The 25989-nt window shown below is 38.3% G+C and carries 29 protein-coding genes and 1 pseudogene; 15 read left to right on the top strand and 15 right to left on the bottom strand.

The window, feature by feature from the left end; all coding sequences use genetic code 11:
• Nucleotide 1 precedes the first annotated feature (1 nt).
• Nucleotides 2-850 (bottom strand): DUF2911 domain-containing protein, encoded by an 849-nt coding sequence (locus tag ACFJIZ_RS18400; protein WP_379087393.1) that lies wholly within the window; start codon nucleotides 848-850, stop codon nucleotides 2-4.
• 146 nt (nucleotides 851-996) lie between these two features.
• Here ACFJIZ_RS18400 and ACFJIZ_RS18395 point away from each other — a divergent pair, with 146 nt between their 5' ends.
• Together ACFJIZ_RS18395 and ACFJIZ_RS18390 are read left to right on the top strand one after the other, a co-directional pair.
• A complete protein-coding gene (locus tag ACFJIZ_RS18395; protein ID WP_379087391.1) occupies nucleotides 997-1395 on the top strand; it encodes an NAD(P)H-binding protein in 399 nt (132 codons plus the stop codon).
• Between the two features lie 19 nt (nucleotides 1396-1414).
• Nucleotides 1415-1828 (top strand): hypothetical protein, encoded by a 414-nt coding sequence (locus ACFJIZ_RS18390; RefSeq protein ID WP_379087388.1) that lies wholly within the window; start codon nucleotides 1415-1417, stop codon nucleotides 1826-1828.
• Here ACFJIZ_RS18390 and ACFJIZ_RS18385 read toward each other — a convergent pair.
• From ACFJIZ_RS18385 to ACFJIZ_RS18375, 3 genes are all read right to left on the bottom strand, one after another.
• Nucleotides 1825-2184: a KTSC domain-containing protein gene (locus ACFJIZ_RS18385; RefSeq protein WP_379087385.1), complete on the bottom strand. Its 360-nt coding sequence runs from the start codon at nucleotides 2182-2184 to the stop codon at nucleotides 1825-1827. The genes ACFJIZ_RS18390 and ACFJIZ_RS18385 overlap by 4 nt on opposite strands.
• 225 nt (nucleotides 2185-2409) lie before the next feature.
• Nucleotides 2410-3723 carry an alpha/beta fold hydrolase gene (locus ACFJIZ_RS18380; protein ID WP_379087382.1) on the bottom strand — a complete coding sequence of 438 codons (1314 nt, stop codon included), beginning with the start codon at nucleotides 3721-3723 and terminating at the stop codon, nucleotides 2410-2412.
• 130 nt (nucleotides 3724-3853) lie between these two features.
• Nucleotides 3854-4270 (bottom strand): OsmC family peroxiredoxin, encoded by a 417-nt coding sequence (locus tag ACFJIZ_RS18375; RefSeq protein WP_379087379.1) that lies wholly within the window; start codon nucleotides 4268-4270, stop codon nucleotides 3854-3856.
• Nucleotides 4271-4428: 158 nt separating this feature from the next.
• Here ACFJIZ_RS18375 and ACFJIZ_RS18370 point away from each other — a divergent pair, with 158 nt between their 5' ends.
• The gene (locus tag ACFJIZ_RS18370) at nucleotides 4429-4821 is read left to right on the top strand and encodes a response regulator transcription factor (protein ID WP_379087376.1); all 393 of its coding nucleotides are present in this window, start codon (nucleotides 4429-4431) and stop codon (nucleotides 4819-4821) included.
• A gap of 46 nt (nucleotides 4822-4867) precedes the next feature.
• Nucleotides 4868-5335 (top strand): nuclear transport factor 2 family protein, encoded by a 468-nt coding sequence (locus tag ACFJIZ_RS18365; protein ID WP_379087373.1) that lies wholly within the window; start codon nucleotides 4868-4870, stop codon nucleotides 5333-5335.
• Here the strand turns inward: ACFJIZ_RS18365 and hisS are convergent, their stop codons facing one another.
• The 4 genes from hisS to ACFJIZ_RS18345 form a co-directional block, all read right to left on the bottom strand.
• Entirely contained in the window at nucleotides 5336-6733 is a 1398-nt protein-coding gene (gene hisS, locus ACFJIZ_RS18360) for a histidine--tRNA ligase (protein ID WP_379087370.1), read from the bottom strand.
• An 80-nt stretch (nucleotides 6734-6813) separates the two neighbouring features.
• The gene (locus ACFJIZ_RS18355) at nucleotides 6814-7110 is read right to left on the bottom strand and encodes a Dabb family protein (protein ID WP_379087367.1); all 297 of its coding nucleotides are present in this window, start codon (nucleotides 7108-7110) and stop codon (nucleotides 6814-6816) included.
• 121 nt (nucleotides 7111-7231) lie between these two features.
• A complete protein-coding gene (locus ACFJIZ_RS18350; RefSeq protein WP_379087364.1) occupies nucleotides 7232-9007 on the bottom strand; it encodes a DUF885 domain-containing protein in 1776 nt (591 codons plus the stop codon).
• Nucleotides 8955-10196, bottom strand: a complete 1242-nt coding sequence (locus ACFJIZ_RS18345; protein WP_379087361.1) for a DUF418 domain-containing protein — start codon at nucleotides 10194-10196, stop codon at nucleotides 8955-8957. The genes ACFJIZ_RS18350 and ACFJIZ_RS18345 overlap by 53 nt, the downstream gene beginning before the upstream one ends.
• Before the next feature lie 212 nt (nucleotides 10197-10408).
• Here ACFJIZ_RS18345 and ACFJIZ_RS18340 point away from each other — a divergent pair, with 212 nt between their 5' ends.
• The 6 genes and pseudogenes from ACFJIZ_RS18340 to ACFJIZ_RS18315 all read left to right on the top strand — a co-directional run bounded on the left by ACFJIZ_RS18340 (nucleotide 10409) and on the right by ACFJIZ_RS18315 (nucleotide 14928).
• Nucleotides 10409-10990 carry a hypothetical protein gene (locus tag ACFJIZ_RS18340; protein ID WP_379087358.1) on the top strand — a complete coding sequence of 194 codons (582 nt, stop codon included), beginning with the start codon at nucleotides 10409-10411 and terminating at the stop codon, nucleotides 10988-10990.
• A complete protein-coding gene (locus ACFJIZ_RS18335) occupies nucleotides 10987-11331 on the top strand; it encodes an IPT/TIG domain-containing protein (RefSeq protein ID WP_379087355.1) in 345 nt (114 codons plus the stop codon). The genes ACFJIZ_RS18340 and ACFJIZ_RS18335 overlap by 4 nt, the downstream gene beginning before the upstream one ends.
• Nucleotides 11322-11639: pseudogene (locus ACFJIZ_RS18330) on the top strand (IPT/TIG domain-containing protein); the annotation flags it as partial. The gene ACFJIZ_RS18335 and the pseudogene ACFJIZ_RS18330, both read left to right, overlap by 10 nt.
• Before the next feature lie 93 nt (nucleotides 11640-11732).
• On the top strand, nucleotides 11733-12818 hold the full coding sequence (locus ACFJIZ_RS18325; RefSeq protein WP_379087352.1) for a matrixin family metalloprotease: 1086 nt from the start codon (nucleotides 11733-11735) through the stop codon (nucleotides 12816-12818).
• A gap of 36 nt (nucleotides 12819-12854) precedes the next feature.
• Nucleotides 12855-14228 carry a T9SS type A sorting domain-containing protein gene (locus ACFJIZ_RS18320; RefSeq protein WP_379087349.1) on the top strand — a complete coding sequence of 458 codons (1374 nt, stop codon included), beginning with the start codon at nucleotides 12855-12857 and terminating at the stop codon, nucleotides 14226-14228.
• 16 nt (nucleotides 14229-14244) lie between these two features.
• Nucleotides 14245-14928 (top strand): hypothetical protein, encoded by a 684-nt coding sequence (locus tag ACFJIZ_RS18315; RefSeq protein ID WP_379087347.1) that lies wholly within the window; start codon nucleotides 14245-14247, stop codon nucleotides 14926-14928.
• Nucleotides 14929-15056: 128 nt separating this feature from the next.
• On the opposite strand, the gene ACFJIZ_RS18310 is transcribed toward ACFJIZ_RS18315, so the two are convergent.
• Together ACFJIZ_RS18310 and pdhA are read right to left on the bottom strand one after the other, a co-directional pair.
• On the bottom strand, nucleotides 15057-16697 hold the full coding sequence (locus ACFJIZ_RS18310; protein WP_379087344.1) for a 2-oxo acid dehydrogenase subunit E2: 1641 nt from the start codon (nucleotides 16695-16697) through the stop codon (nucleotides 15057-15059).
• Between the two features lie 34 nt (nucleotides 16698-16731).
• Complete coding sequence (gene pdhA / locus ACFJIZ_RS18305; protein ID WP_379087341.1) at nucleotides 16732-17724, bottom strand: pyruvate dehydrogenase (acetyl-transferring) E1 component subunit alpha; 993 nt, start codon at nucleotides 17722-17724, stop codon at nucleotides 16732-16734.
• 473 nt (nucleotides 17725-18197) lie between these two features.
• Here pdhA and ACFJIZ_RS18300 point away from each other — a divergent pair, with 473 nt between their 5' ends.
• The 3 genes from ACFJIZ_RS18300 to ACFJIZ_RS18290 all read left to right on the top strand — a co-directional run bounded on the left by ACFJIZ_RS18300 (nucleotide 18198) and on the right by ACFJIZ_RS18290 (nucleotide 19974).
• Nucleotides 18198-18776, top strand: coding sequence for a C40 family peptidase (locus tag ACFJIZ_RS18300; RefSeq protein WP_379087338.1), 579 nt, complete (start codon nucleotides 18198-18200; stop codon nucleotides 18774-18776).
• A gap of 75 nt (nucleotides 18777-18851) precedes the next feature.
• A complete protein-coding gene (locus ACFJIZ_RS18295) occupies nucleotides 18852-19370 on the top strand; it encodes a CapA family protein (RefSeq protein WP_379087336.1) in 519 nt (172 codons plus the stop codon).
• Nucleotides 19270-19974: a CapA family protein gene (locus ACFJIZ_RS18290; protein ID WP_379087333.1), complete on the top strand. Its 705-nt coding sequence runs from the start codon at nucleotides 19270-19272 to the stop codon at nucleotides 19972-19974. The genes ACFJIZ_RS18295 and ACFJIZ_RS18290 overlap by 101 nt, the downstream gene beginning before the upstream one ends.
• On the opposite strand, the gene ACFJIZ_RS18285 is transcribed toward ACFJIZ_RS18290, so the two are convergent.
• The 3 genes from ACFJIZ_RS18285 to ACFJIZ_RS18275 form a co-directional block, all read right to left on the bottom strand.
• The gene (locus ACFJIZ_RS18285) at nucleotides 19971-20156 is read right to left on the bottom strand and encodes a hypothetical protein (RefSeq protein WP_379087330.1); all 186 of its coding nucleotides are present in this window, start codon (nucleotides 20154-20156) and stop codon (nucleotides 19971-19973) included. The genes ACFJIZ_RS18290 and ACFJIZ_RS18285 overlap by 4 nt on opposite strands.
• 111 nt (nucleotides 20157-20267) lie before the next feature.
• Nucleotides 20268-21545 carry a M13 family metallopeptidase gene (locus ACFJIZ_RS18280; RefSeq protein ID WP_379087328.1) on the bottom strand — a complete coding sequence of 426 codons (1278 nt, stop codon included), beginning with the start codon at nucleotides 21543-21545 and terminating at the stop codon, nucleotides 20268-20270.
• 1 nt (nucleotide 21546) lies between these two features.
• Entirely contained in the window at nucleotides 21547-22302 is a 756-nt protein-coding gene (locus ACFJIZ_RS18275) for a hypothetical protein (RefSeq protein WP_379087325.1), read from the bottom strand.
• Nucleotides 22303-22392: 90 nt separating this feature from the next.
• On the opposite strand from ACFJIZ_RS18275, the gene ACFJIZ_RS18270 reads away from it, so the two are divergent.
• Together ACFJIZ_RS18270 and ACFJIZ_RS18265 are read left to right on the top strand one after the other, a co-directional pair.
• On the top strand, nucleotides 22393-23016 hold the full coding sequence (locus ACFJIZ_RS18270) for an SPFH domain-containing protein (RefSeq protein ID WP_379087321.1): 624 nt from the start codon (nucleotides 22393-22395) through the stop codon (nucleotides 23014-23016).
• Nucleotides 23017-23092: 76 nt separating this feature from the next.
• A complete protein-coding gene (locus ACFJIZ_RS18265; RefSeq protein WP_379087319.1) occupies nucleotides 23093-23317 on the top strand; it encodes a hypothetical protein in 225 nt (74 codons plus the stop codon).
• 67 nt (nucleotides 23318-23384) lie between these two features.
• On the opposite strand, the gene ACFJIZ_RS18260 is transcribed toward ACFJIZ_RS18265, so the two are convergent.
• Both ACFJIZ_RS18260 and ACFJIZ_RS18255 read right to left on the bottom strand, forming a co-directional pair.
• A complete protein-coding gene (locus ACFJIZ_RS18260; protein ID WP_379087316.1) occupies nucleotides 23385-25616 on the bottom strand; it encodes a carboxy terminal-processing peptidase in 2232 nt (743 codons plus the stop codon).
• Nucleotides 25617-25722: 106 nt separating this feature from the next.
• Nucleotides 25723-25944 (bottom strand): response regulator transcription factor, encoded by a 222-nt coding sequence (locus tag ACFJIZ_RS18255; protein WP_379087313.1) that lies wholly within the window; start codon nucleotides 25942-25944, stop codon nucleotides 25723-25725.
• Nucleotides 25945-25989: the final 45 nt, after the last annotated feature.

Below are 25989 nucleotides of genomic sequence, written 5' to 3'. Positions count from 1 at the left end.
ACTATTTTTTAGCTTCGGCCAAAAGTTGAGAATTTAGACGGATGTATTCATCATTTTTAGCTTCTGTAGCTAAAGCGATTCCCTCTTTTGCAGTTACCTGAGCAGCTTCTTTATCTCCCAATTTCAACAATACACGTCCTTTCCATAGTTTTACCCATGGTGCTTTTGGATCTGCTTTTTCAGCTTCGTTCATCCAGTTCAATGCTGTTTTTAAGCTTTTACCATTTTCGAAATAGTATTGTGCAGCTTGGAAGTATGGTTTCTTCTCACCTTTCATCGCCTCATCGATATTGGCCATTACTTTTTCATCAATAGAAGTGGTAAGGTTGATCGAGATGGCTGTGTTTTCCCACATCAACTGCAATTGAGCCGAAGTTGGCAATACATTGGCAAATTGGATGGTAAAGGTTTCAACCTTGTCTTTCAATACAGTTGGTTTTACCTTAAAACGTAAAACGTCGTCAGATTCTTTGTAGGTATAAGCTCCCCATTGTTGAGCGGTTTTACTTAAGATCACTGTCCATTCTGTTGGATTTGGAATGGTAAACAGGCCATATTCTCCAGCTGGAACAATCTTACCATTTAAGTTTACCGACTCTGTAAATTTGATCACCGTTGCCGAATTGGCACCCGTACGCCAAACCTTATCAAATGGCTCCAAATCACCAAATACCTTACGACCTTTAGTGTTGGGACGCGAATACGTGATGGTAATTTTTCCCAATCCAAAATCCTGGATCAATGTTTGTCCACTACTTGCTTGTGGCATCTTAAGACCTTGGGCGTTTACCTCTAATTGCATACCCCATACAACTAAAAGCAACAAAATAGTTTTGATTGTTAATTTCATTTTTTCTGTTTTAAGTTTTCGGACTAAAATTACGTATATCCTTACATATTTAGTAGCGTTAAAATACAGGCCTGTGTCAAGAAAAAAGCTATGTTTAAACTTATAGTGCAATTGCCTTAACTTGCTTAAAATTTGCAAGCATTAAGATGGATACGACAAAAGAAACGATCAGTATTTTAGGTTGTGGCTGGTATGGATTGGCACTGGCTAAAAAGCTGGTTGGCCATGGCTATCGGGTTAAAGGATCTACAACAAGTGAAGATAAGTTAGCCCGTTTGCAAGAGACAGGTATTGAAGCCTATTTGGTCAATTTTGAGGAGGGTGAGGGTTCTTTTGATGAGTCTTTTTTTCAATGCGATTTTTTGGTCATCAGCATTCCACCCAAACGAAGTTCACCAAACTTAAAAGATTTTCCTACTAAAATTAAACAGATCATTGCTGCTGCAGCAACACAAGGTGTTCAACACATCATTTTGATCAGTTCAACGGGGGTTTACCAAGATGGGAATTTTAAGGTAGACGAAAATACCATTCCAGAGTCCTGATACCGATTCGGGCAAGGCGATGTTTGCCGCTGAACAGTTGGCCAATGAAAAAAAATCATCGACGCTTACCATTATCCGCTTTGCAGGATTGATTGGTCCGGGTAGAAACCTAGCCAAACATTTTGCAGGTAGAACTGCTATCCCAAATGGACTGGCACCAGTTAACCTGATCCACCTTGACGATTGTCTGGGTATCACCTTAGCGATCATTACGCAAAAAGCTTTTGGACATATTTATCATGGCGTTGTGCCAGACCATCCAACAAGAGCAATATTTTATACCGCAGCCTGTAGCACAGCCAATATGGCTGAACCGCAATTTGTGGATGAGCTTTTACCATGGAAACAGGTAGACAGCATCAACGTGCCTACTATTTTAGGTTACGAATTTAAAAACAATAACTGGAAAAATTGGCTAGAAAATGGCGATTAGGCCGTTGCCAATTTACTTACATTACGGTAAGGAAATGCATTGAAAATGTGTCTTCTTGCAAATCTACCTGGCGAGTCGGCGTTTACCAATTTAATGTACATTGCTCTAGGCACATCAAAATACTCATAACCACTACCATCAAAAAAGTCGATACGAAGAATCTGGTCTTTGTATTGAAAATCCTGAATGTTAGATAAAGTTGTCGTTTGGATGTATTCATCTTTAGCGTGTGCTAAAGTTTCTGGTGCAATGCTCACCAAAAAAGTATAAGCTTCGATAATTTCTTTACTTTTTTCTTCTGCCGCCAATTGGCTTTCAGCGCTTTCAGTAAACTTATCAGGGTGCCAATCTTTCATCAAGCCTCTATAGATGCTCTTGATCCTCTTTTAACTCTGTGGCTTTGGTAACGCCTAAAATTTTTCTGTAATCTCCAACCTTTTTCATAAAATCTTTTGATATGTATTTGTTTATGAAATGATTGCAAAATTTTAAAGCACAGCCTTCAGGGAAACAATTTTGGTGCAAAGGTACGCTTTTTAAACCAAAATTCTAAACGTACCATAACTATCTTTTCATGGCCCTTACTTACCCGCCTTAATCCATGCGGCAATATCGTTGATCAGTGTTTCAGATACGTTTACCGGAACCTGATATTGCGAGCCATTGCTTTTCTCCGTCTGTGGGCTTAACAAGTGGTTCAATTCTGGATATAGCTTAAAGGTAACATTTGCTTTTTTGGCCAGACCAGCACTCCATAAATTGTAATCTGTTTCAGAAACTTGGATGTCATTCCCTCCCTGTAAAACGAAAATACGTGGCTTGGTTAATTTCTTTGCGGTTGCAACTTGGTCATACACATTTAGGTCTACCCAATAAGCAGCAGGCAAACCGATAATTACCGAATCTGCTTTGATATCGTTCAACTTAGAAAGTTTACTTCTCTCAATTTCGGTGATCACGGTCTGGAATTGTTTTTTACTGGCCTCTGTAGTATCCTTTGCCAATTCGAACATGTATTTATTCTGCTCAACAATAATATCAGTTAATTTTCTTGCCGGAGCTGCCGCTAAAATAATCCCTGCAATGTCTGGTGTAAGGGTAGCAATACGAGGCGCCAGCATACCACCTAAGCTATGTCCAAATACATATACATTCTTCGGATTGGCCCCTGCAACAGTCTTGGCCAAAGCTACTGCAGCAACTGCATCGTCTGTTACTTCTTCCTTAACCGTAAATGTCTTTGTAAACTCATGGGCATATACTAAGGTTCTTTTTACATAACGGATCGAACCTATTCCTTTTGAAGCTAAACCTGCTGCCAAATCTTTAAAAGGTTTATTTGGACCAACGCTGGCATCCATATCATTTGGACCAGAACCATGTACCAAAACCACCATTGGGAAGTTTTTTACATTTTTAGGGGTGGTGATTACCGCTGCCAATTGATGACCAGGGGTTTGAAGGTATACCGATTTTTCTTCGTACAAATTGGTATCGGCATACAATGGTTTGGTATATACCGATGCTTTAGGCGGCATAAACAAACCGATTATTTTTTCGGCCTTGTTAAACAAAACCACGAAGTTTTGGTTGTCCTTTTCAAATTCACCCTCTACGGTAACAGCATAAAATTCTCCTTGAAGCTTGCTCTGAACCGCATCTAATGTTACTGGTTTACCCAGCTTGGCTGTAATATTATCCCACAGTTCTTTGAGCTGTTCGGGCGAAATTTTTGCTTGCTCTGTCTCATCAAAAGATTTATGGGCATCGGTAAATTTTTCTTCAGCCATAAAAATGAAAAACTGGTTTGTTTTGCTGAATAGGCTTAAAACATTCTGAGAAAAGGTAACTGTACTTACAAACAGTAGGGCAATCAATAAAAAGGTTTTCTTCATAACATTGGTCATCACACACAGGGTGAGATTCAAAGTTAATAATATTTCAACCGCTTTAATGTTAAAAACTGTGAAATAAAAATGCCGCCCAAATCGAATTTGACCGGCATCTTATTTTAAAAAAATCTTGTTATAGCAATTCAGCTTCAATGGTAATGGTCGTATTCAATAATTTGGAGATTGGGCAATTCGCTTTTGCATCGGCCACCAATTCATCAAATTTCTCTTTAGACAAGCCTTCTGCTTTTACCTTCACCTCTAAATGGATATCTACAATCTCTCCTTTTTCAGGATTAAGATTTACAATGGCCTTGGTAGTCAATTCTTCGGGAGTTATATTTTCTGCAGAAATGTTGAAACTCAATTTCATGGCAAAACAACCAGCATGTGCCGCAGCAACCAGTTCTTCAGGGTTTGTACCAACACCTTCCTCAAAACGACTTTTGAAAGAATATTGGGTTTGATTTAATGTGCCACTTTGTGTGGTCAAGGTTCCTTTTCCATCTTTTCCAGTGCCATTCCAAACGGCTGTTGCATTTCTTTTCATATCAATTGTTTTTTATTTAACTAAAGTGTTTTGCTGTTACAATTGTTTGCTTGTAACTATTATCTGACAATAAATTTACAGCATATTTCTTACAAATAGATTATGCTTAAAATATCATTACATTAAATATATTTGTAAAAATTAAATGTTCTAACACCTTGGCAAAAAACAAAAAAAAATATAAAAACATCTTGGTTATCGAAGATAATCATGCCATTTTAGATGTTATAACTTTGATACTGCAAAGCGAAGCTTACAAAGTTGCCGGTTTAAACAAAAGCGCCGATATGATGCAACATATTGACGCCTTCCAACCAGATTTGATCATCTTGGATATTATGCTTCCTGATGGAGATGGAAGGGAGCTATTAAGCCAAATCCGAACCAACCAGCAGACTGCTAATATTCCTGTATTGATGATTTCTGCTAAATACACTGCGCAAAACATACAACATGGCGACCACAAACCCAATGGATTTTTAGCGAAACCTTTTGACATTGACGACCTTTTGGATAAGATAGAAGGCATTTTGGCCGGAAAAACTTATTGATATTTATCGGGTATATTTTTCCTACATTTAAATAAACAAAAATAGGATGAACGCCAACGAAGAACTTATACACCATTTCTACACTTGTTTTCAGCAAAAGGATTATAAAGGGATGCAGGCCTGTTATGCCGACCATGCTACTTTTAGCGATGCTGTATTCAAAAATCTTAATGCGAGCCAAGTTAGGGCGATGTGGGAAATGCTGATCCAAAAAGGCAAGGATATGCGTGTTGAGTTTGGCAATGTCTCTGCCAATGACCATACGGCAACTGCACATTGGGATGCCTATTATACCTTTTCTTCAACAGGCAACAAAGTGATCAACCGCATTGACGCCAGTTTTGAAATAGAAAATGGCAAAATTGTTAAACATACAGACCATTTTAGTTTTTACACTTGGGCCAAACAGGCCTTGGGTATCAATGGTATTTTATTGGGTTGGACCAATTTTCTACGAAAAAAAGTGAGCGCCCAGGCCATGAAAAACCTAGATAGCTTTATGGGCAAGAAATAACTATTTGCTTAAATAAGTGACAATGGCATTGACATCCAGCTTTTGCTGATCACCACTTTCCATGTTTTTGAGCGTCAATAGTCCACTTTGCATCTCATCCCCTCCAATTAAGATCACATAAGGAATATGTTTTGCATCTGCATAGCTCATCTGTTTTTTAAGTTTCGCTGCTGACGGATACAATTCTGCCGAGATATTGGCTGTCCTTAATTGTTGCAAGATCGGCAAGGCATATAATTCTGCTTCCTCATCAAAATTACTGATCAATACGGTTGTGCCCTGTGCGGCCGACGTTGGAAAAAGATTCAATTCTTCCAGCACATCATAAATTCGATCTGCGCCAAACGAAATTCCAACACCAGTAAGGTCTTTTAAGCCAAACATTCCTGTCAGGTCGTCATAACGGCCACCACCACCAATACTGCCCATGGCCACCTCGTTGGTTTTTACCTCAAAGATACAGCCTGTGTAATAATTTAAACCACGTGCCAAGGTAATGTCTAATTCAACTACTGTTGAGAGATTAGAAATTGGAGACTGGAGATTAGAGATATATTTGAAGACTGTTTCAATTTCTTCAATTCCTTTTAAGCCTATTGCCGAATTAGTTAAAACAGATTTTAAACTTGTTAATTTTTCAAGGTTCGAACCTTGCAGCAATATCACAGGTTTCAATTGATCAATATCGGCAGTTGTAAAACCACGTTCTAATAGTTCTTTTGTTACCCCTTCAAAACCAATCTTATCCAGTTTATCAATCGCCACCGTCATGTCTACGATCAGCTCTGGCTTACCAATAATTTCGGCTATGCCTGATAGTATCTTACGGTTATTGATCTTGATGTTAAAATCCTTCAGGCCTAGATTACTCAAGGCTTCGTGGTAGATCAGCACAAACTCTGCCTCGTTTAATAGTGAGGGAGAACCAACCACATCTGCATCACATTGATAGAACTCTCTGTAGCGTCCTTTTTGAGGGCGGTCTGCACGCCAAACAGGCTGTACCTGAAAACGCTTGAATGGGAATGAAATTTCGCTCTGGTGCATTACCACATAACGGGCAAAAGGCACGGTAAGATCATAACGTAATGCTTTTTCAGAAACAAGTGGTAATAGGTTTCTTGAATTGTATTCAAAATCCTGATCTTTTTGCTTTTTGTTGTCTGCTTCCTTTAAAAAATCTCCACTATTTAAAATCTTGAAGATGAGTTTGTCACCTTCATCACCATATTTACCAGTTAAGGTAGACAAGTTCTCCATACTTGGTGTTTGTATTTCGGCATAACCATATTTCTTGAAAACCGTTTTAATGGTATCAAAAATATAATTGCGTTTCACCATTTCTTGCGGCGAAAAATCTCTTGTTCCTTTGGGTAAACTTGGCTTGGTAATAGACATGGCGCAAAAATACTAAAAAAGATGGCAGTTTTCAGTTCTCTGTTTGCAGCTTTCGATTAGCAATTGATCAGATTTTTTTACTACTCGGCATCGTAGATGATGACCTTTTCGAAAAAGACCCTAAACTCATCCAAAAAAGCTTGATGGATCGGATGGCTCTGATAAACGTCATGACCGGCCAAATCTTCAAAAAACAAAACCAGGCTAAAGGTATAGGTCGTATCAACTACCGCACGTTCTATCGGAGCTGGAGTACCAATGTGAAAATATTGTACAACTTCAATGTGCTCTAAAGAATCCAATCCTTTACGGAAATTGGCTTTTTGTGTTTCAGTAGTGTCGGCCTTTAGCCAGAATAATACGTGGTGGGCTATCATTAGCTTTTGATTTTAATTGCTCAAAAATAGGTTTTTTGGCTTTCGTTTGGTAACAGAAACAAGTAAAAAAGACAAATATAAGATGAAAGCATTGCCCCTCTTCCACCTTACATTTTCTATTTTATTTCTGGCTAGCCGCCCAAGTATCCATTTTTGCTTCAAAAACGCTTAAAGGCAATGAACCATCTTTCAATACCTCGGTATGGAAAGCAGAGAGTTTGAACTTGGTGCCCAATTCTTTTTCATACTTGGTTCTCAACTCCCTTATCTTCATTGCTCCGGTTTTGTACCCCAATGCCTGGGCTGGAATACCCATGTAACGTTCAATTTCAGCAGTTGCTCCTTCTTCGCTGATGGCCTCATTGTCCATCATGTATTTGATGGCTTCTTCTCTGCTCATGTTCTTGGTATGGATGGCCACATCAACCACCAAACGGATGGCACGGTGCATTTCATCGCCAAGCGCCCCCATGTGTTGATAGGGGTCTTGGTATAGGCCTAATTCTTTACCTAATGATTCGCAATACAGCGCCCAGCCTTCTACATAGGCATTATGGAAACCAAACCTGCGGAATTTCGGCAAGGAGGTATTTTCTTGCGTTAAGGAAATCTGATAATGGTGCCCAGGGATGGCTTCGTGTAAAAATAGGGATTCCATTCCAGAAGTGATGTTAAACTTAGTTGCATCTAAAATGGGTACATAAAATATGCCTGGTCTTTTACCATCTGCAGAGCCTTGGTTATATTCTGCACTTGCCGATGCCGCCCTGAAAGCTTCTGTCTGTCTGATTTCGAAAGGCGTTTTAGGTTCGTGGTCGAACATCTTTTTCAAGTTAGGCTTCATCCGTTGGTGGATGTCTTCAAACGCAGCCAATACTTCTTTTGGCGTTTTGTAAGGCATAAACTTGGGGTCGGTCTTCATGTATTCGAAAAATGCCTTAAGATCACCTTTAAAACCGACCAGATTTTTGATGCTATCCATTTGCGCTTTGATCCTCGCCACCTCTTTCAAGCCTGTTTGATAAATCTCTTCTGGTGTTTTCTTGGTGGTGGTTTGTTGTCTAACCAAATAAGCATACCATTCTGCTCCAACAGGCATGGCCGACATGCCAGAACTTGTCCTTGCTTTAGGGAGGTATTCATTTTGCAGGAAATCCCCTAGTTTTTTATAGGTTGGTACAATTACGGTTCGGATGCTTTTTTTGTATGCCTCAGTTAATCTTTTTTGATCTGCAGGAGAAAAATCTTTAGGCATCAATTTAATCGGGTCGTAGAACAAACTCTGCTCTGGATTGGCCACTACCATGCTCTGCATCTGCGGAATCATTTTAACCACTAACGCTTTGGGCAGCACAATACCGCTTTGCATCCCTTTTTTAAAGTTACCAATGGCCGTATCTGCCCAAACCGCAAATGCATTTACACGTTTCAGCCAATCTTCATAATTCTTTACGGTTTTAAAAGGTTGTGCTCCTGTTCCAGACCCTAATTGACCGATGGTTAAAGGCAAAGCAAACATCTGGTTAAATGGCAAGTATTCTGAATGGTATTTAAGCCCTTCGATGTTCATGTCTAGCTGATCCTTTAAAAAATCGTACGAAAGCTTGTCGTTCGCATTTAAACGCTCTCTATCGTATTTAGTCAAACTATCAAGGAAGCGTTGATTAAACGCTCCATATTCTTTTATATAAGCTACAGAACCATCATTGGCCAAAAGGTCATTGTATCTTTCGTCACCAATAAATGTGGCATTGATCGGGTTGAGTTTTAAACCCTCCTCATAATATTGTTCACATAAAGCCGCAAAATTCTTGTTGGTTTCGGTTGAAGGTTTACTTGGCTGTTTACAAGCACATATTGTGATAGCTATCAATAAGGCAAAAGCTAATTTTTTCATCGGTTCTGTTGTATAAATTTATAAAGTTGATTTTTTTAGCGGCAGACGTTTGCGATAGCTCAATTGTCTCCAGGATCCATTCTATTGGACCATAGTTATATCTAGAGAGCCACCACTTGCTAAAATAGACTTGTATAGTGTAAACCACAATGGCCAATAACAGATAAAACCAAACAGGCTTTGTATTCCAAACACCGAAGCCAAAGCCTGAAAACACCAGTAAACCAATCAGATTTTGGGTCATGTAATTGGTCAAGGTCATTTTACCCATAATGGCCAAGTTAGCGAAGAACGCTTTTAACTTTCCTGCAATGTATAACCAACAGATAGCACTACCGATAAATATCATTGTACTTAAAATTACCCAATAACGCATGTTATAATAGTTTTGTATGGGTAATTTAAGTTTTTGGCTGGTCGGGAAAAATGCGGTGAGCAAAAGTGTAACCACTAATGAGATCCAGAATGTGCGCTTAATTTCTTTTCTTTTACTAGTTAGGTCATTGAAGAAGTTGATCTTATATAAAGAGAAACCCCATAAAAAGCAGCAGAACATCACTACATGGACGGTATATAGATAGGGCTTACTGATCATTTGTCCGACATACGTTGCTTTCAAGCCAAACGACAGTACATCCAATAAGTTATTGCTCCTGTACAATGGAAATAATTTAGACATGTGGTTCCATCCCGAATCATTTAAGGAATTGATATAGGCCGAAACTGCTGGAATAGCCAATAATAAGATGATACTTGTGATGAAGGTTGTTTTAGCCGAACTTTTATAAAAGAGCAATAACAATAAGCCCAAGATGGCATAATCTTTCAGGATATCTCCAAAAAAGAAGGCACTATTGATCAAGGCCAACATCAAGAGCCAAAACATCCTTCCCGCAAAAAATCCGTATGGGTTATGTCCCTTTCCTTTAACATTGTTCATTAATACCGCAAAGCCATAGCCAAAAAGCAAGCTCAACATGGTCCATGATTTGGCGGAGAAGAAGATGCTGGTAAAAAACATCAAGATGTTCGTCAACATATCGGGCTTGAAAGCATTCCAATCCCTACCGAAGGTAAAGAAGTCGAAATAGTTCATCAACACCACACCCAAAAGGGCCCAGCCCCTCAATATATCTACAATTACAGTCCGCTGGTTGAGTTGAATTGGTTGGCTTAGGGCATTATCCATTTCATTAAATTTATGAGGTTAATTAAAGTTAGTGTTTTTATAGATGCAAATTTAATAGCCCCTAAATTTAGTAATGAAAACAATAGATTATTAACGATTCAAAATCTTAAACATCTGCTATTCAGCAATTTTAAAATTAATTCCCCTAAAATTAAAGATTTCTATTATCTTCAAAAAATTTATCAACTAAATCTTTAATTGATTCGCTATCTATGACATTAACTTCTACTCAAAAAACAATGAAATCTCTTAGAACGGCAGGGCTCTTCCTTCTGCTTTTTTATGCTTGTCCCTCTTTCGGACAATTGGTTCCAATTTCTTTAGAACAACGTATTGAAAATGCCACAACCATTCTGGAAGGAAAGGTAATTGGTCAAACCTCTTATTGGGACGAAAACAAGACCCATATCTACACTGCTAATATTGTTGAGGTATATAAGGTATTTAAAGGTCAATTAACTGCAAAGCAAGTGGAGATCATCACACCAGGAGGAATTGTTGGCGATAGAATGGAACGCATTACATATTCACTTGAATTAAAAATTGGAGATGCTGGAGTTTTTACTGCTATACCAAATACCACAAGAATAACAACCACAACCAAGCTTACACAGTTAAAAGTATATACTGGAATACAAGGCTTTATACAGTATGATTTAAAAAATGGTTCGGCTAACGATATGTTTAGCAATTATAAAAACATTAATAAAGAAGTTTACACCAAAATCGTTGCCCAAACAAAATCTGATATAAAAACTGTACAAAAAGCACCTTTCAAAATTGAGATACAATGATTAAAAAAATACTAAATTTCCGTTTCTCTCTTTGCTTTTTGTTTTTTGTTTTCATTCTTTCTTCGACAACATTTAGTCAGATAATCGATTTCAATCCCAAAACTATTACCGCAGGAACCGGAAGCGTACTCACCTTTACTGGTATAGGCTTTGGCTCTAGTAGGGGGCCAAATGCTTACGTTGCATTTTCCAGACAAGACCCAACAAACCTTACCGTGATAAAGGTTTTAGAGAGCGATTATATCTTGTGGACGGATACTAAGATACAGGTAAAGGTTCCTGCTGGAGCCGGAACTGGAGGGCCCATAATTATAATAGATCGACACGCGGCATTTACTTAGGACAATTAATCATAAGTAATACTATAAACAATGGCCCTGCTTACATCAGTTCTTTTAGTCCAACCAGCATTTCTGCCGGCACTCAGAGCCTAATCACTATAAATGGTTCTGGATTTGGCTCAACACCTGGCTCTGTTTTTTTTAAATGGTCGGGAGCGGATGGAGATGCTGCTATCGGGACCAATAGCTCTGAAATTATTTCTTGGAGCAATACACAAATAGTTGCCAAAGTATCTGAAAGTGCTGGATCTGGTATAATTTCAGTGATATTAAATGGCGATCATAATAATCCTATTAAGTCCAACACTCCATTAACTGTAAAATATGCTGTATTTACCTCGTATAACGCATTGCCTTTAATACTCTCAAATAACAATGGTAATGGTGGTTACACTTTCAGAATGGAAACTAATTTTGCAAGCAATACAGCAGCTAGCACATCCTTTAAAAAAGCAATGGATACATGGGTATGTGCAACCAATATAAATTGGGGAATTGGCTCAACAGCCACAGTAAGTGAAGCTGCTTCTACAAATGTAAACATGGTCAAGTTTGGAGGGGCAAGTGAAATTATAGTTGGAACTTTAGCTTACACTTCAATGGGTTTCAGACGATGTCCCAATGGAGAATGGGAGCTTGGAGATGTGGACATAACGTTTAACAATCAAGATTACAATTGGAACTATACAAGTAGCGCCCCTTCAAGTAATCAATATGACTTCGAAACAGTCGCTTTACATCAATTGGGACATGCCCATGGCCTTGTACATGTAAATAATGTAGGAGATCCAATGTATTATAATACCAAAATCGGCACTACAAACAGGTCATTAAATGCTGCTGTTATTGAAGGGGGAAACTATATGTTAATTAATAGCGCTGCAATGGGTGCTCTTTCTTGCAATGGTGCCATCATACCATTTCCTGCTGGAAGCTGTGGCTTATCATCTCCAACAATTACCTCTTTTACCCCAACAGCAGGCGCAACGGGAACTGTAGTAACCATTACAGGCACTAATTTCTCGTCTGTTACGGATGTACGTTTTGGCAATGTAATTGCGACATCATTCAATGTGGTTTCTCCAACTGAAATAACCGCTATAATTGCAAATGGAGCAACAGGAGATGTGAGTATAACTACACCAGGAGGAGTTGCAACAAAATCCGGCTTTACTTATATCACAAAGTCTTCACAAACTTTAACATTTAATCCTTTCCCCAATAAAACATATGGAGATATTGATTTTGATCCAAATGTTACAGCAAGTTCTGGACTTCCAATTACTTATACAAGCAGTAATCCTTTAGTCGCAACAATTGTGAACAACAAAGTGCATATCATAAGTGCCGGAACGACAATTATTACCGCAACACAAACTGGTAACGCTACCTATAGTCCAGCGATTGTAAACCTTAATTTACTTGTTAACAAGGCTAACCAGAGCATTTCCCTTTCAACTATACCAACAAAACTGGTGACAGATTAGGACTTTGATCTAGATGGTATTGCAACTTCTGGGCTAATGGTAAATTATACAAGCTCTAATCCTGCTGTTGCCACCATCATCAACTCGAAAGTACACATTGTTGGAGCTGGATCCACAACAATTACGGCTATTCAAAATGGAGATGCAAATTATAGCCCAGCAACACCTATCTCGATTGATCTAACTGTTAGTAAATTCGCTCAGACCATTGTTTTCCCTAATCTTAGCGCAAAGGAACTCAACAGTCCAGACTTTGACCCAGGAGCAAGTGCAAGTTCAAGGCTGATGGTAACCTATACAAGCTCAGACCCCAATGTTGCTACAATTGTTGCTAATAAAATACATATTGTTGGGGCTGGATCTACAATCATTACAGCTTCACAGACCGGCAATACAGAGTTTGCTGCGGCAACTGCTGTTGCTGTTACTTTGGTTGTAAATAAGTCTAATCAAACCATTACTTTCTTGCCTATTACAGTTAAAAACTATAATGACCCTGATTTTGAGCTGAATGCTACAGCAAGTTCTGGGCTACCTGTTGCCTATAGAAGTTCTAATACAGCAGTGGCTACCATTACAGGAAACAAGGTGCATATCATTGCATCAGGCGCTACGGTTATTACTGCCATGCAAGTTGGTAATAATAATTTTAACGCAGCTGTTGAAGTACCTCAGAATCTAGATGTTGTTTATACATTACCTGTAAGCAATTTTACGATCAAATCAACTGATGTAACCTGCAAAGGAAGTGGCAATGGTGCAATCCAAATTACAGCAACACAAACGCTAAATTATACCGCAACAATTTCTGGGAACAACAAAACCACTACCCATCCCTTTAACTCTGTATTAGCAGTAAATAACCTTGCTGCTGGAACATATAATGTATGCATAACCATTAATGGGCAGGCAAACTATAAACAATGCTTTGACCTAGTGATCAAAGAACCGAAAGACCTAGCTGTCTATTCGAGCCTGAAAAATGATGGCAATACTGTGGTATTGAAACTAGAGGGTAGTAATTTCTATAGAATCGATTTGAATGGTCAGGTAATTACAACTACTGATCAAGAGATTTCACTTCCTTTAATTAAAGGAAATAATATTGTTAAGATATCCTCTGATAAAACCTGTCAAGGTATAATTGAAAGAACATTTTTAACTACAAATCGTATTTCATTTTACCCAAACCCGGTAAAAGACATTCTTTATATTTCTACAGGAAGTACTGAATCAAGTCTTGCTAAAATAGAAGTACACTCGTTAGATGGAAGGTTGGTGCATACTAGTCAGCATATTGCAGAATATGGAAGAGTAGGTGTAAGTCTTTCTAAACTGAGTAAAGGGTTACATGTGCTTACCCTATCTATCGGAAATACAAAAACCATCCATAAGGTCTTAAAAGATTAATCATAAACGCTATCAGATGAAAAAATATCTATTTATATGCCTATTATGTCTAGTAGTCATCGGTTGTGAGAAAACCCCTAAGGTGATTGATCCACCAACAAAAGCGGTATTAGCGCTCCCTAACAATAATGAGACTTGCATTAGTGGCACTATTATTTCGCCAACTTTAAGTTCTATCTCATTTAAATGGACTGCATCTCAAAATGCAGAATCATATGTACTTACTATAAAAAATTTGGAAAGTGGATCGATTATTACCCAAACAACAACAACCACAGAAATACCAGTAACATTATCTCGAAACACCCCTTATTCTTGGTCTGTAACTGCTAAATCATCTAGAACTAGTACAACAGCACAAAGTGAAGTTTGGAAATTTTATAACGCCGGGGAAGCACTAAGCTTTTATACTCCTTTTCCTGCCGAGATGGCTAGTCCAACCATGGGACAGCGCATTACGCCAACAGCTGGTAAAATTACCTTACAATGGGTGGGAAGTGATGTAGATAACGATATTGTAAATTATGATATCTATTTAGGTACCAATGCTAATCCAACATTATTAAAAAGTAACCAAGTAGATCATGCCTTAGCCGATGTTGCCGTAAATGCGGGGACGACTTACTATTGGAAAGTGATTACAAGAGATAGTAAAGGAAATACTTCTGATTCTGGCATTCATATATTTTACACTAATTAATTGTCTAAAGTAGAATATCATTAATCCATTACTTTACTTTTAATACAAATTACCCAAACAAAAAAGGCTACCCAAACAGGTAGCCTTTTTATTAAATTCTCAGACAAGCCGAGGATAATAATTATTGATTAAACCAATAACCTTACTGGTTCTTCTAACAATGCTTTTAAAGTCTGCAAGAAAGCCGCACCTGTAGCACCATCAACCACACGGTGGTCGCAGCTTAAGGTAACTTTCATTACGTTTCCTGGTACAACTGCACCATTTTTAACTACTGGTACTTGTGCAATGCCACTTACGGCAAGGATACAAGCATTTGGTGTATTGATAATGGCTGTAAATTCATCTACACCGAACATACCCAAGTTAGAGATGGTAAAGGTTGAACCTTCCATTTCTGCTGGTTGTAGTTTTTTAGATTTTGCTTTTTGTGCATATTCTTTAACCTCTGCAGAAATATGGCTTAATGATTTTCCATCAGCAAAGCGGATAACAGGCACCAATAGACCTTCGTCAACTGCAACAGCTACACCAATATGTACATGTTCGTTGGTGCGGATGGTATCACCTAAGAAAGATGAATTAATTGCAGGATGTTGTTTCAAGGCAATAGCCACCGCTTTTAACACTAGATCGTTGAAAGAAATCTTAACCGGGGCATATTCGTTCATTTTGGTACGGGCCGCAATCGCTTGGTCCATATCAATGCTCATGGTTACATAGAAATGAGGAGCAGTAAATAAACTTTCAGATAAACGTCTGCTGATTGCTTTACGCATCTGGGTAACTGGTCTCTCACTAAATTTCTCCTCACCAACAAATTGTGGAATTGCTGGAGCTGCTTTTTCTTTTGGACTTTCTGACTTCTGGCTATCAGCTTGAGGCGTAGCCGCAGGTTTAAAGTTTTCGATATCCTTTTTAATGATACGACCACCATCTGCACTACCGGCAACCTGAGCTAGGTCAATTCCTTTTTCTTTAGCAATTTTTTTAGCCAAAGGCGAAGCGATGATCCGACCAGTATTTGCATTGGCAACAACTTGAGGTTTTGCTTCTTCCTGGGTTACTTCGGCTTTAGGGCTTTCAGCTGCTGCTGCGCTTGTAGTTTTAGCAGGAGCATCACCTTGTGCTAAAATAGCAGAGATATCTGTTCCTTCAGGGCCAACAATAGCGATAATGCCATTTACTTTAGCTGCTTCACCTTTGTTTACGCCAATATGCAATAAAGTTCCAGTTGCGTAGCCCATCACTTCCATCGTAGCCTTATCGGTTTCTACGTCGGCCAGCACATCATCATCCTTAACTTTATCACCAACCTTTTTATGCCATTCGGCGATAACGCCTTCAGTCATAGTATCACTTAACAAAGGCATACGGATTACCGTTACTCCTTTTTTACTCAATTCTTCTTCGCTTAAGCCACCACCTTGTGCTGGCGCTTTAGTTTCTTCTTTTGGAGCTTCTTCGGCTTTAGGAGCTGCTGCTGTTGTAGCACCACCTTCCGCTTCAAGTGCAGCTTTATAGTCTTCGCCTTCTTTACCAATTACGGCAATTACAGCATCAACCGGTACAGCTTTACCCTCTTCAACACCAACAAACAATAATGTTCCGTCCCAATAAGACTCTAAATCCATAGTCGCCTTATCGGTTTCTACTTCGGCCAAAACATCGCCGCTCTTAACTTTATCGCCTACTTTTTTATGCCACTTCGCCATTACCCCTTCGGTCATGGTATCGCTCATTTTGGGCATTTTTACTATATCAGCCATTTATATAAATCTATTGAAAATGCGTTCTAAAAAATTAATCTTGGTATGGATAGTCAGTTTGCACATAAACATCTTTGTACAGTTCAGATGCATCTGGCCAAGGAGATTCTTCAGCAAATTTCACTGATTCATCAACTATTCCTTTTACTTTTTCTTCAATCTCAGCTATCCATTTATCATCAGCATATTTCTGTTCCAGAATAATTTCTCTCACTTGCTCAATTGGATCTTTTGATTTGTATTCTTCCAACTCGTCTTTGGTACGGTATTTTGCTGGATCAGACATCGAGTGACCACGGTAGCGGTAAGTTCTCATTTCTAAGAAAGTAGGTCCTTCACCACTACGTGCACGTTGGATTGCTTCGTCCATTGCATTGTGTACGGCAACTGGATCCATCCCGTCAACTGGTGCACAAGGCATATCAAAACCTAAACCGATTTTATAGATATCGGTCATGTTGGTGGTACGCTCTACAGAAGTTCCCATGGCGTAGCCATTGTTCTCGCAAACAAAAACTACTGGTAATTTCCATAACATGGCCATGTTAAAAGCTTCGTTTAAGGCCCCTTGACGAACTGCTCCGTCGCCCATGTAACAGATGTTTACATTTTTGGTGCCTTTATATTTCTCTGCAAATGCAATACCTGCACCTAAAGGAATCTGACCACCTACGATACCATGTCCACCATAAAAGTTATGTTCCTTGCTAAAGATGTGCATTGAACCACCTTTACCTTTAGAGCAACCAGTGATCTTACCATACATTTCTGCCATGATACTGTTTGCACTTACACCCAATGCCAAAGCATGTGCGTGATCACGATAAGCTGTAATCATAGAATCGTCTGGTCCCATTGCAGAGATTGCGCCTGCAACTACTGCCTCTTGGCCGATGTATAGGTGGCAAAAACCACGTATCTTTTGCTGTCCGTATAGCTGTCCGGTTTTTTCTTCGAACTTGCGCATAAGCAACATCGACTCAAACCACTTCAAATAGGTATCCTTATTTATTTCTACTGCACTCATGTTGAGGTATTGATTTTTTATTTACGAGAGCAAATCTAATTTTTTTTACGCAATTTCTGACATCATTTAATGTAAAATTATCTTTGTGAGGCAGCTAAACCATTAGATTTTAAACCATTTAACCGATTTCATGCTCTTTTTATTTTTTGTGATCTGACCATAGCTGGGATTATTATTTTTTGCTTTCGCCAATTCACTATAAATTTTAGAATGAATTAAAAAAGAAGGGGAAATATTATTCTGTTGGCGAAATCTATTTTCTATAGCGTTAAATTTGATTTTATCAACAAAAAAACAATTAAAATGATACGATAGCGGAGGTAAAAACGCAACAAATGTTAATAACTTTTACAAATGACTGAAAAACATTTGGATAACATATTCAAATAACATATTTTTGCTACCCTAACAATAAGCCCTAGTGGTGTACGTTTAAGTGTAAGTGTCATTTTACCCAAACTTAACAGTATAACATGATTAAAAAGTTTTTGTTCTCCCTCTTGATTATCACTTGTAGCTACTCTGCTACATTTGCTCAAAAAAGCAAAAAAACAAAAGAAGTTCAAAGCAAGGCAAAAGAGACCAACGTAGAAGATCCAGATAACTTAGCTTCACAATATTTCTCGCAAGTAATGGGTGTTGCAGTAGATGCGACGTCTAACTTAAAGCTTTACAAATTTATATACGAGTGGATTGGAACTCCATACCGCTTCGCTGGTAATACCAAAAAAGGAATTGATTGTTCAGCCTTTGCAAAAACCATTTACGACAAAGTTTTCAATACAACTATCTTACGTAATTCTGGCGATATCTTCGGAATGACCGTTCCTTTGTCTAAAGACGAGTTAAAAGAAGGTGATCTGGTATTCTTTAGAGGTAATGGCCGCAAGATTTCTCATGTTGGTGTTTACTTAGGCGATAATCGATTTGCACATGCCTCATCCTCACGTGGTGTGGTAATCAGCAATCTTAATGAACCTTATTATTCGCGTATCTTTTTTAAGGGTGGCAGAATTATCGAATCAGGCAAGAAGGACTTTGTTGAAGAATAGCCTAATTTTCAATTGATCAACATTTAAAATATTTAATCCTCCTATTATCCAGGGGGATTTTTTTATACCTCAGCAATGAAGAACTTTTTTGCCCTTTTTGGTTTTACCCTATTGGTGGCCTATTTTGTATTGAGCTGTCAGAGTAAAACAGTTGACCAACAATCAAAACTGCTCCCACCAGATAGCCTTCATCAAACGAAAGATACCATCAGTATTGTTGCCGTTGGCGATATCATGTTGGGCTCTGCTTTTCCAACTAAACTTAATCTTCCACCAGATGATGCTATCAACAGTTTTAAAGCTGTGGATTCATTTCTAAAAGGAGATATTGTTTTTGGAAACTTAGAAGGTTGTTTTTTAAATGATGGCAATTCTTCAAAGTGCAAAGGATCAGATTCCAATAGCTGTTATGCTTTTCGGATGCCAGACCGTTATGGTGCCATTTTTAAAAAAGCGGGTTTTAATGTATTGAGCATTGCCAACAATCACGTAGGTGATTTTGACAGTAGAGGTAGAAAAAATACCGCAAGGATTCTTGGATTCGTTACAGATCAAGTATGCTGGTCAGCTCAACAAACCTTTCGACATTTTTGAAAAAGATAGTGTAAAATATGCCTTTTGTGCATTTGCACCTAACGAGAATACCGTTTCTATTAAAGACATCGATAGTGCGAAAAAACTGGTTGCGGCCTTGAAAAAACAGGTAGATATTGTGATTGTCTCTTTTCATGGGGGTGGCGAAGGGGCAAACTTTGAGCATGTAACCCGACAGACAGAAATCTTTTATAAAGAAAACCGTGGAAATGTTTATGCTTTTGCACATGGCGTGATTGATGCTGGTGCAGATGTGGTTTTAGGACATGGCCCGCATGTAACCAGAGCAGTTGAAGTCTATAAAAATAAATTCATTGCTTATAGCCTAGGCAATTTCTGTACTTACGGGATGTTCAGTTTAAAAGGCCCAAATGGTTTTGCGCCACTACTTCAATTAAAGCTCAATGCCAAAGGCGATTTTTTATATGCTGATGTAATTTCTGTAAAACAGGATAAGATCAACAGGCTAACTTTAGATGAAAACTTCACCGCATTTAAAAAGATGCAAAGTTTAACGGATGTTGATTTTAAAGGCCATCAATTAAAGTTTGATAACAATAGAATCTCTTTAAAAGATCAAAACGAAACAGACAAGGCAAATTAAGCCTCATCCTTTGTATTTTTCACCAATCCGATACCAGATACAAAAAAGATGATTGCTATGATGCCGATTACAATCAATTCTTTGGTTTGTATACTGTTTTGTACAAAACCCCAACCCGAGTAGATCAGACCAATAATACCTAAAATAGTTAGCACTGTACCGAAAGTACGTTTTACATTCATATCAATGAGTTTAATAGCTTTATAACATCCTGTTTATCATTTTGTTTTAATAAAAAAGCGACACCAAATTCATGATGCCGCTTTATCTTTTTATATTGCCTTTAGCTTAATCTACCAAACACCTAACCTATTTGCTGGGGCAATGTACATCTTAGCTGTTGCAGGCACATTAAATGCCTTATAAAATGCTTCCATGCTGTATACAGGCCCATTTACCCTAAACATTTCTGGCGAGTGTGGATCTGTTTTGATACGAACACGCATGTTTTCATCTCTGTCTTTGATCCTCCATACTTGGGCAAAGCTTAAAAAGAACCTTTGGTCTGGTGTAAAACCATCAATTTTCTTTGTCGCTTCTTTGCCCTGTGCTGTTAATTTAAAAGCATCGTAGGCAATGGCCAAACCACCAATATCCGCTAGGTTTTCTCCCAATGTTAAATTGCCATTTACGTGTTGGTTATCCAACAAGGTAAATCCGCTATACATGGCTGCAACTTTATCAGCTTTGGTTTTAAATTGAGCTGCGTCTGCTTTGGTCCACCAATCTTTCATGTTACCTGCAGCATCGTACTGACGACCTTGGTCATCAAATCCATGTGTCATTTCGTGACCAATTACCGCACCAATTGCACCATAGTTGATGGCATCATCAGCATTTGCATCAAAAAACGGAAACTGTAAAATCCCGGCAGGGAAAACAATTTCGTTAAATGTAGGATTGTAATATGCATTTACTGTTGGTGGTGTCATTCCCCATTCTGTTTTATCAACTGGTTGACCGATCTTTCCAATCATTTCATTATAACCGTGTGTTCTGGCACTACGTGCATTTCCTAAGTAATCGTTTTTGGTAATGGTTACATCATCAAAATTCTTCCATTTGGTGGTATAACCAATTTTCTTTAAGAAGATATTCAGCTTTTCAGTTGCTTTTGTTTTTGTTTCGGCACTCATCCAATCCAATTTTTCGATACGGCTAGCAAACACTTTCTGTAAGTTATTTACCAATTCATCCATACGTTTTTTGGCTTCTGGTGTAAAGTATTTCTCTACGTAAAGCTGACCTAAAAGATCGCCAAGGTTCCCATCTATTCCATTGATTAATTTTTTCCATCTCTCAGACTGTTTCTTTTGTCCGTTAAAGATCTTATTGAAATTGAAAGATGCATCTACAAATGCTTTACTTAAAAAGCCTGCATTTCTGGCCATGTAATCATATTTGAACTTGGTTTTCCAAACATCAATCGGCTGGCTGGCCAATAAAGTACTCAATGTTTTAAAATAATCAGGCTGACCAACATTTACACTATCGGTTTTTATCTTCATCGCAGCAAAAAGGCCTACAACATCCAAGTTTGGTGCCAATTGGGCCAATTGGGCAACGCTCATTTTATTGTAGTTCTTTTGTGGATTCTCTCAGTTGTTCTGGACTACGGTGCGATTTGGCAATCTCTGTTTCCAAGGCCAATATAGCGTTCGCGTTTTTAGTCGCTGTTGCACCATCCACCCCTGTCAAGCTAAACAGTTTAGTAGCATAATCAACAAAACCTGTTCTAGCTACCTTAGAAGCACTATCCGTTTTAAAATAGTATTCTTTTTCTGGCAAAGACAAGCCAGACTGATAGAATGAAGCTATATTTTTAACACTATTTTTTTCGTCTGCACCAACACCCATCCCCAATAAACTTGCTTCATCGGTTTTGGCCAACTCTGCCAATAGCTTAACCAGTTCTTTATAGTCTTTTGCCGCGTCTATTTTCGCCAGTACAGGCTTAAGTGGTTCCGCACCTAATTTTTCTATGGCAACAGTATCCATTCCGCTGGCGTAATAATCACCTACCTTTTGTTTGGCCGTACCTTTGGCTGCACCTTCTTTCTCTGCTTCTTCAACAATTCCCTTCAGTTTTTTAAGATTATCTTCATATAACGTATAAAAGCTTCCCCAACCGCTCTGGTCATCAGGAATTACTGTATTCTTCATCCACTTTCCGTTTGCATACATAAAGAAATTATCTCCAGGGTTAACTGAAGTATCCATTCCTGCAGTATCAAGAAATACAGTCCGATTTTCGGTACTGGTATTTTTACTTTGACAGGCTACAATTAAAGCCAAGCCAATTAGTGGTAAACCTAATTTTAGTTTCATACATGTTTAATTAAATAAATTATTTAAAATAAAGCTACATAGAAACTTCAATTATTAGTAATATTGATTAGAATTTAACAAATTGAAACGATGATTTACATACCTTATGTTTTACTTTTCTTTGGACTGATTGTCCTACTTAGCTCTTTTGTAACTGTAAAACAGGGTACAATTGCAGTTATTACCATATTTGGCAAATACCGCAGGCAGTTGCGCCCTGGGTTAAGCCTAAAAATTCCTTTGATAGAGCAGATTCATTCTAGGATTTCTATCCAAAATCGATCGGTAGAGCTTTCATTCCAAGCCGTTACCCACGATCAGGCTAATGTTTATTTTAAGGCCATGTTACTTTATTCTGTACTGAACCATGATGAAGAAACCATTAAAAACGTAGCTTTTAAATTTGTGGATGCCAACAACTTGATGCAGGCTTTGATCCGCACCATTGAAGGCTCGATCAGGGCCTATGTAGCAACACAAAAACAGGCCAATGTATTGGCCCAGAGAAATGAGATCGTAGACCATGTGAAACATCAGATAGACCAGGTATTGGAAAGCTGGGGTTACCACCTACAAGACCTGCAGTTGAACGATATCACTTTTGATGAAGAGATGATGCGTTCTATGAGCAGGGTAGTTGCTTCTAACAATTTAAAGGCTGCCGCCGAAAACGAAGGTCAGGCCTTGTTGATCGACCAAAACAAAAGGAGCTGAAGCAGATGGTAATGCCATTAAAATTGCAGCAGCAGCAGAACGTGAGGCGGCCCAATTACGTGGACAAGGTATTGCTTTGTTCCGTGCAGAGGTAGCACATGGTATGACCAAGGCCGCACAAGAAATGGAACAGGCCAACTTGGATATTTCTGTTATCCTATTTACCATGTGGACCGAGTCTATCAAACATTTTGCAGAGAATAGTGATGGTAATGTGATTTTCTTAGATGGTTCTACAGAAGGGATGAACAAAACCATGAAAGAGATGATGTCAATGCAGATCTCAAAAGAAAAGAAATAGATAAATTTATTCCATAAAAAAAGTCCAGCTAGATCAGCTGGACTTTTTTTGTGTTTTATAATTAAGTTTATTTGTTAAAAGGAGGGATAACGTTGGTCAGTTTTCCATCAACATTGGTCAACTTCATTAGATCCACCATGATCTTTAAGCTCTCATCCTGTACAAAATCAAAGGCTTCATCTTTTGTGGTCTTGTCTCCTTTTTTAACCGGAGCTAAGCCTCTAGATGCTCTCAATTGATTTAAGCGAGCTAGGGATTTCGCTTCCAACTCATCACGTTCCGCTTTTAATTTTGCTTCATTCAAAGAGATAGAGGTTTCTCCATCACGTTTTTTAGAGTCAGCAATGTCTTCTTGTAATATCTTATACGCTACAGAACCCGCCATTCTATCGTTGTGCAGTTTTAACAATTTCATTTTTACATCTGTTAGGTCTGCAACCATTTTAAAGTTAGAAGGTTTAACCATATCAAATGGCAATGCCGATGGTTCAGTATCTTCACCAATTTTATCCATTGGATAAACCGAAGGGAAATTGAAATCAGGTATTACACCTTTATGTTGTGTACTGTTACCATTGATGCGATAGAATTTACCCATAGTTAAGTTAATCACACCAAGTTGTGGGGTTCCGTCTTTATCCACAACTACTGAGCTTGAAGAAGCTGGTGCTCCTTGTTTTGCTCCAGGTTGACTCTCTGGTTGTGCTTTTTTGAAGACCGCAGCCATTTTTTGCAACAACGATGGCTCTACCAATCTATTTAGATCTATAGAAGACTGCACTGTTCCTTTGCCATAACTTTGTGTACCCATGATCACACCTCTACCATAATCTTGTATCGCTCCGGCAAAAATCTCAGAAGCCGATGCGCTTAAACGATCAATCATTACACCAAATGGACCAGACCAGGCCACACCTGCATTTTTATCTTCGTCAACTTCAACAGCACCTCTTAGGTCTTTCACTTGTACTACTGGGCCTTTGTCAATAAACAAACCTGTTAGGTCAATGGCTTCTACCAATGATCCGCCACCATTTGCACGTAGGTCCATTACAATTGCATCTACTTTATCAATATTCTTTAAGGTATCTATCAATAAACGCACATCACGTGTGGTGCTTTTGTAATTAGGGTCTCCGGCATTTGCCGCTTTAAAGTCTGCATAAAATGCTGGTACGTCTATAATGCCAATTTTATAAGGCTTGCCATCAGATTGGATGGTTTTAACTGATTTCTTTGCAGATTGGTCAGCCAAAATCACTTTCTCTCTTACTAGGGTAATCACAATTGGTTTAGACGAAAGCTCTTGTCCAACTGGGATAACTTTTAACCTTACCGTTGTTCCTTTTGGACCTTTGATTTTTGCTACCGCATTGTCAATTCTCCATCCAATAATATCTTCAAACTCTCCATCTACACCCTGTGCTACCGCCACAATCCTATCACCAGCATTGATCTGTTTGCTTTTAAAAGCTGGTCCGCCTGGAACTACAGATACAATTTTGGTCACTTCATTTTCTAATTGTAGTGTTGCACCGATTCCCTCGATAGAGCGTGACATTTCTTGATTAAAAGTTTCTGCATTTCGAGGGTTGAAATAGTTGGTATGTGGATCAATCGCTTCTGTAAACGAATCCATTAAGATTTGGAATACATCTTGGTTATTGAACTTTGCGGCTTGAGATTTTAAGTTTTCGTAACGCTTGGTTAGTGTCTCAATGTTTTTGGCCTGATCCGTACCTGCAATCTTCAGGTTAACCAACTCATATTTCACTCTTTTTTTCCAAACATCATCTAAAGCTGTTGTGCTTGTTATCCATGGCATCTTTTCTCTATCGTATGTATAAGTATCATTCTGGTTAAAATCATACTTCTCTTTAAGTTGGGCCAATGAATAGTTCACACGATCATTGTATCTTTTGAGGTAAACATTGAAAATATAAAAAGGAGCACTTAGATCACCAATCCTGAAATCGTCATCTAACGTAGTTCTGTATTTTTCAAATTCTTTGATATCGCTTGCCAAAAAATAATATCTAGAAGGATCCAATGCTTTGATGTACCTATCGAAAATGACTGAAGATATCGAGTCATTCAATTTTATCTTTTTATAATTATAATTTTCTATCAGTTGGACAACTTCTCTGCAAACCAAACTTTGTTGTTCGTCTGGTTTGATATTCTGTACACCATCAACCATTTTTTGCGCCTTTGGTGCAGCACTACATGCCAACGCCGCGGCAGTAAATGTTATCATTAATATTCTTCTCAACATCTCTTTAAACAGTTTAAAATCCATTTCATGTAAATCAACATCCAATATGATACCAATTTCTTAAATAAACAAAAAAGATACAGTTTTTAAGTGTATCTTTTTTGTAAAGTTTATAAAAATAAGGTTTTGATCAAGAAATCAGCTTGCTTTTAATGGCTAACATCACCAATCCAACAATACTTTTCACTTTTGTTTTCTTAAAGATATTTTTTCGGTGTGTTTCTACAGTACGTCTACTGATGGCCAAATGGGCTGCAATTTCCTCATTGCTGTATTCTTGGGTAATGAGCTTTATAATCTCCACCTCTCGTCTACTTAAAACATCAGTAATTCTAATTGCATTATTCTTCATGTACAATGGGTTGATTCAGATGATTGTTCGTAGTAACAAAAATTG

This window comes from Pedobacter sp. UC225_65 (assembly GCF_042698365.1).
Lineage (GTDB): Bacteria > Bacteroidota > Bacteroidia > Sphingobacteriales > Sphingobacteriaceae > Pedobacter.
Note: the sequence above shows the minus strand (reverse complement) of the source record. Positions and strands in the feature narration are given on the sequence as shown.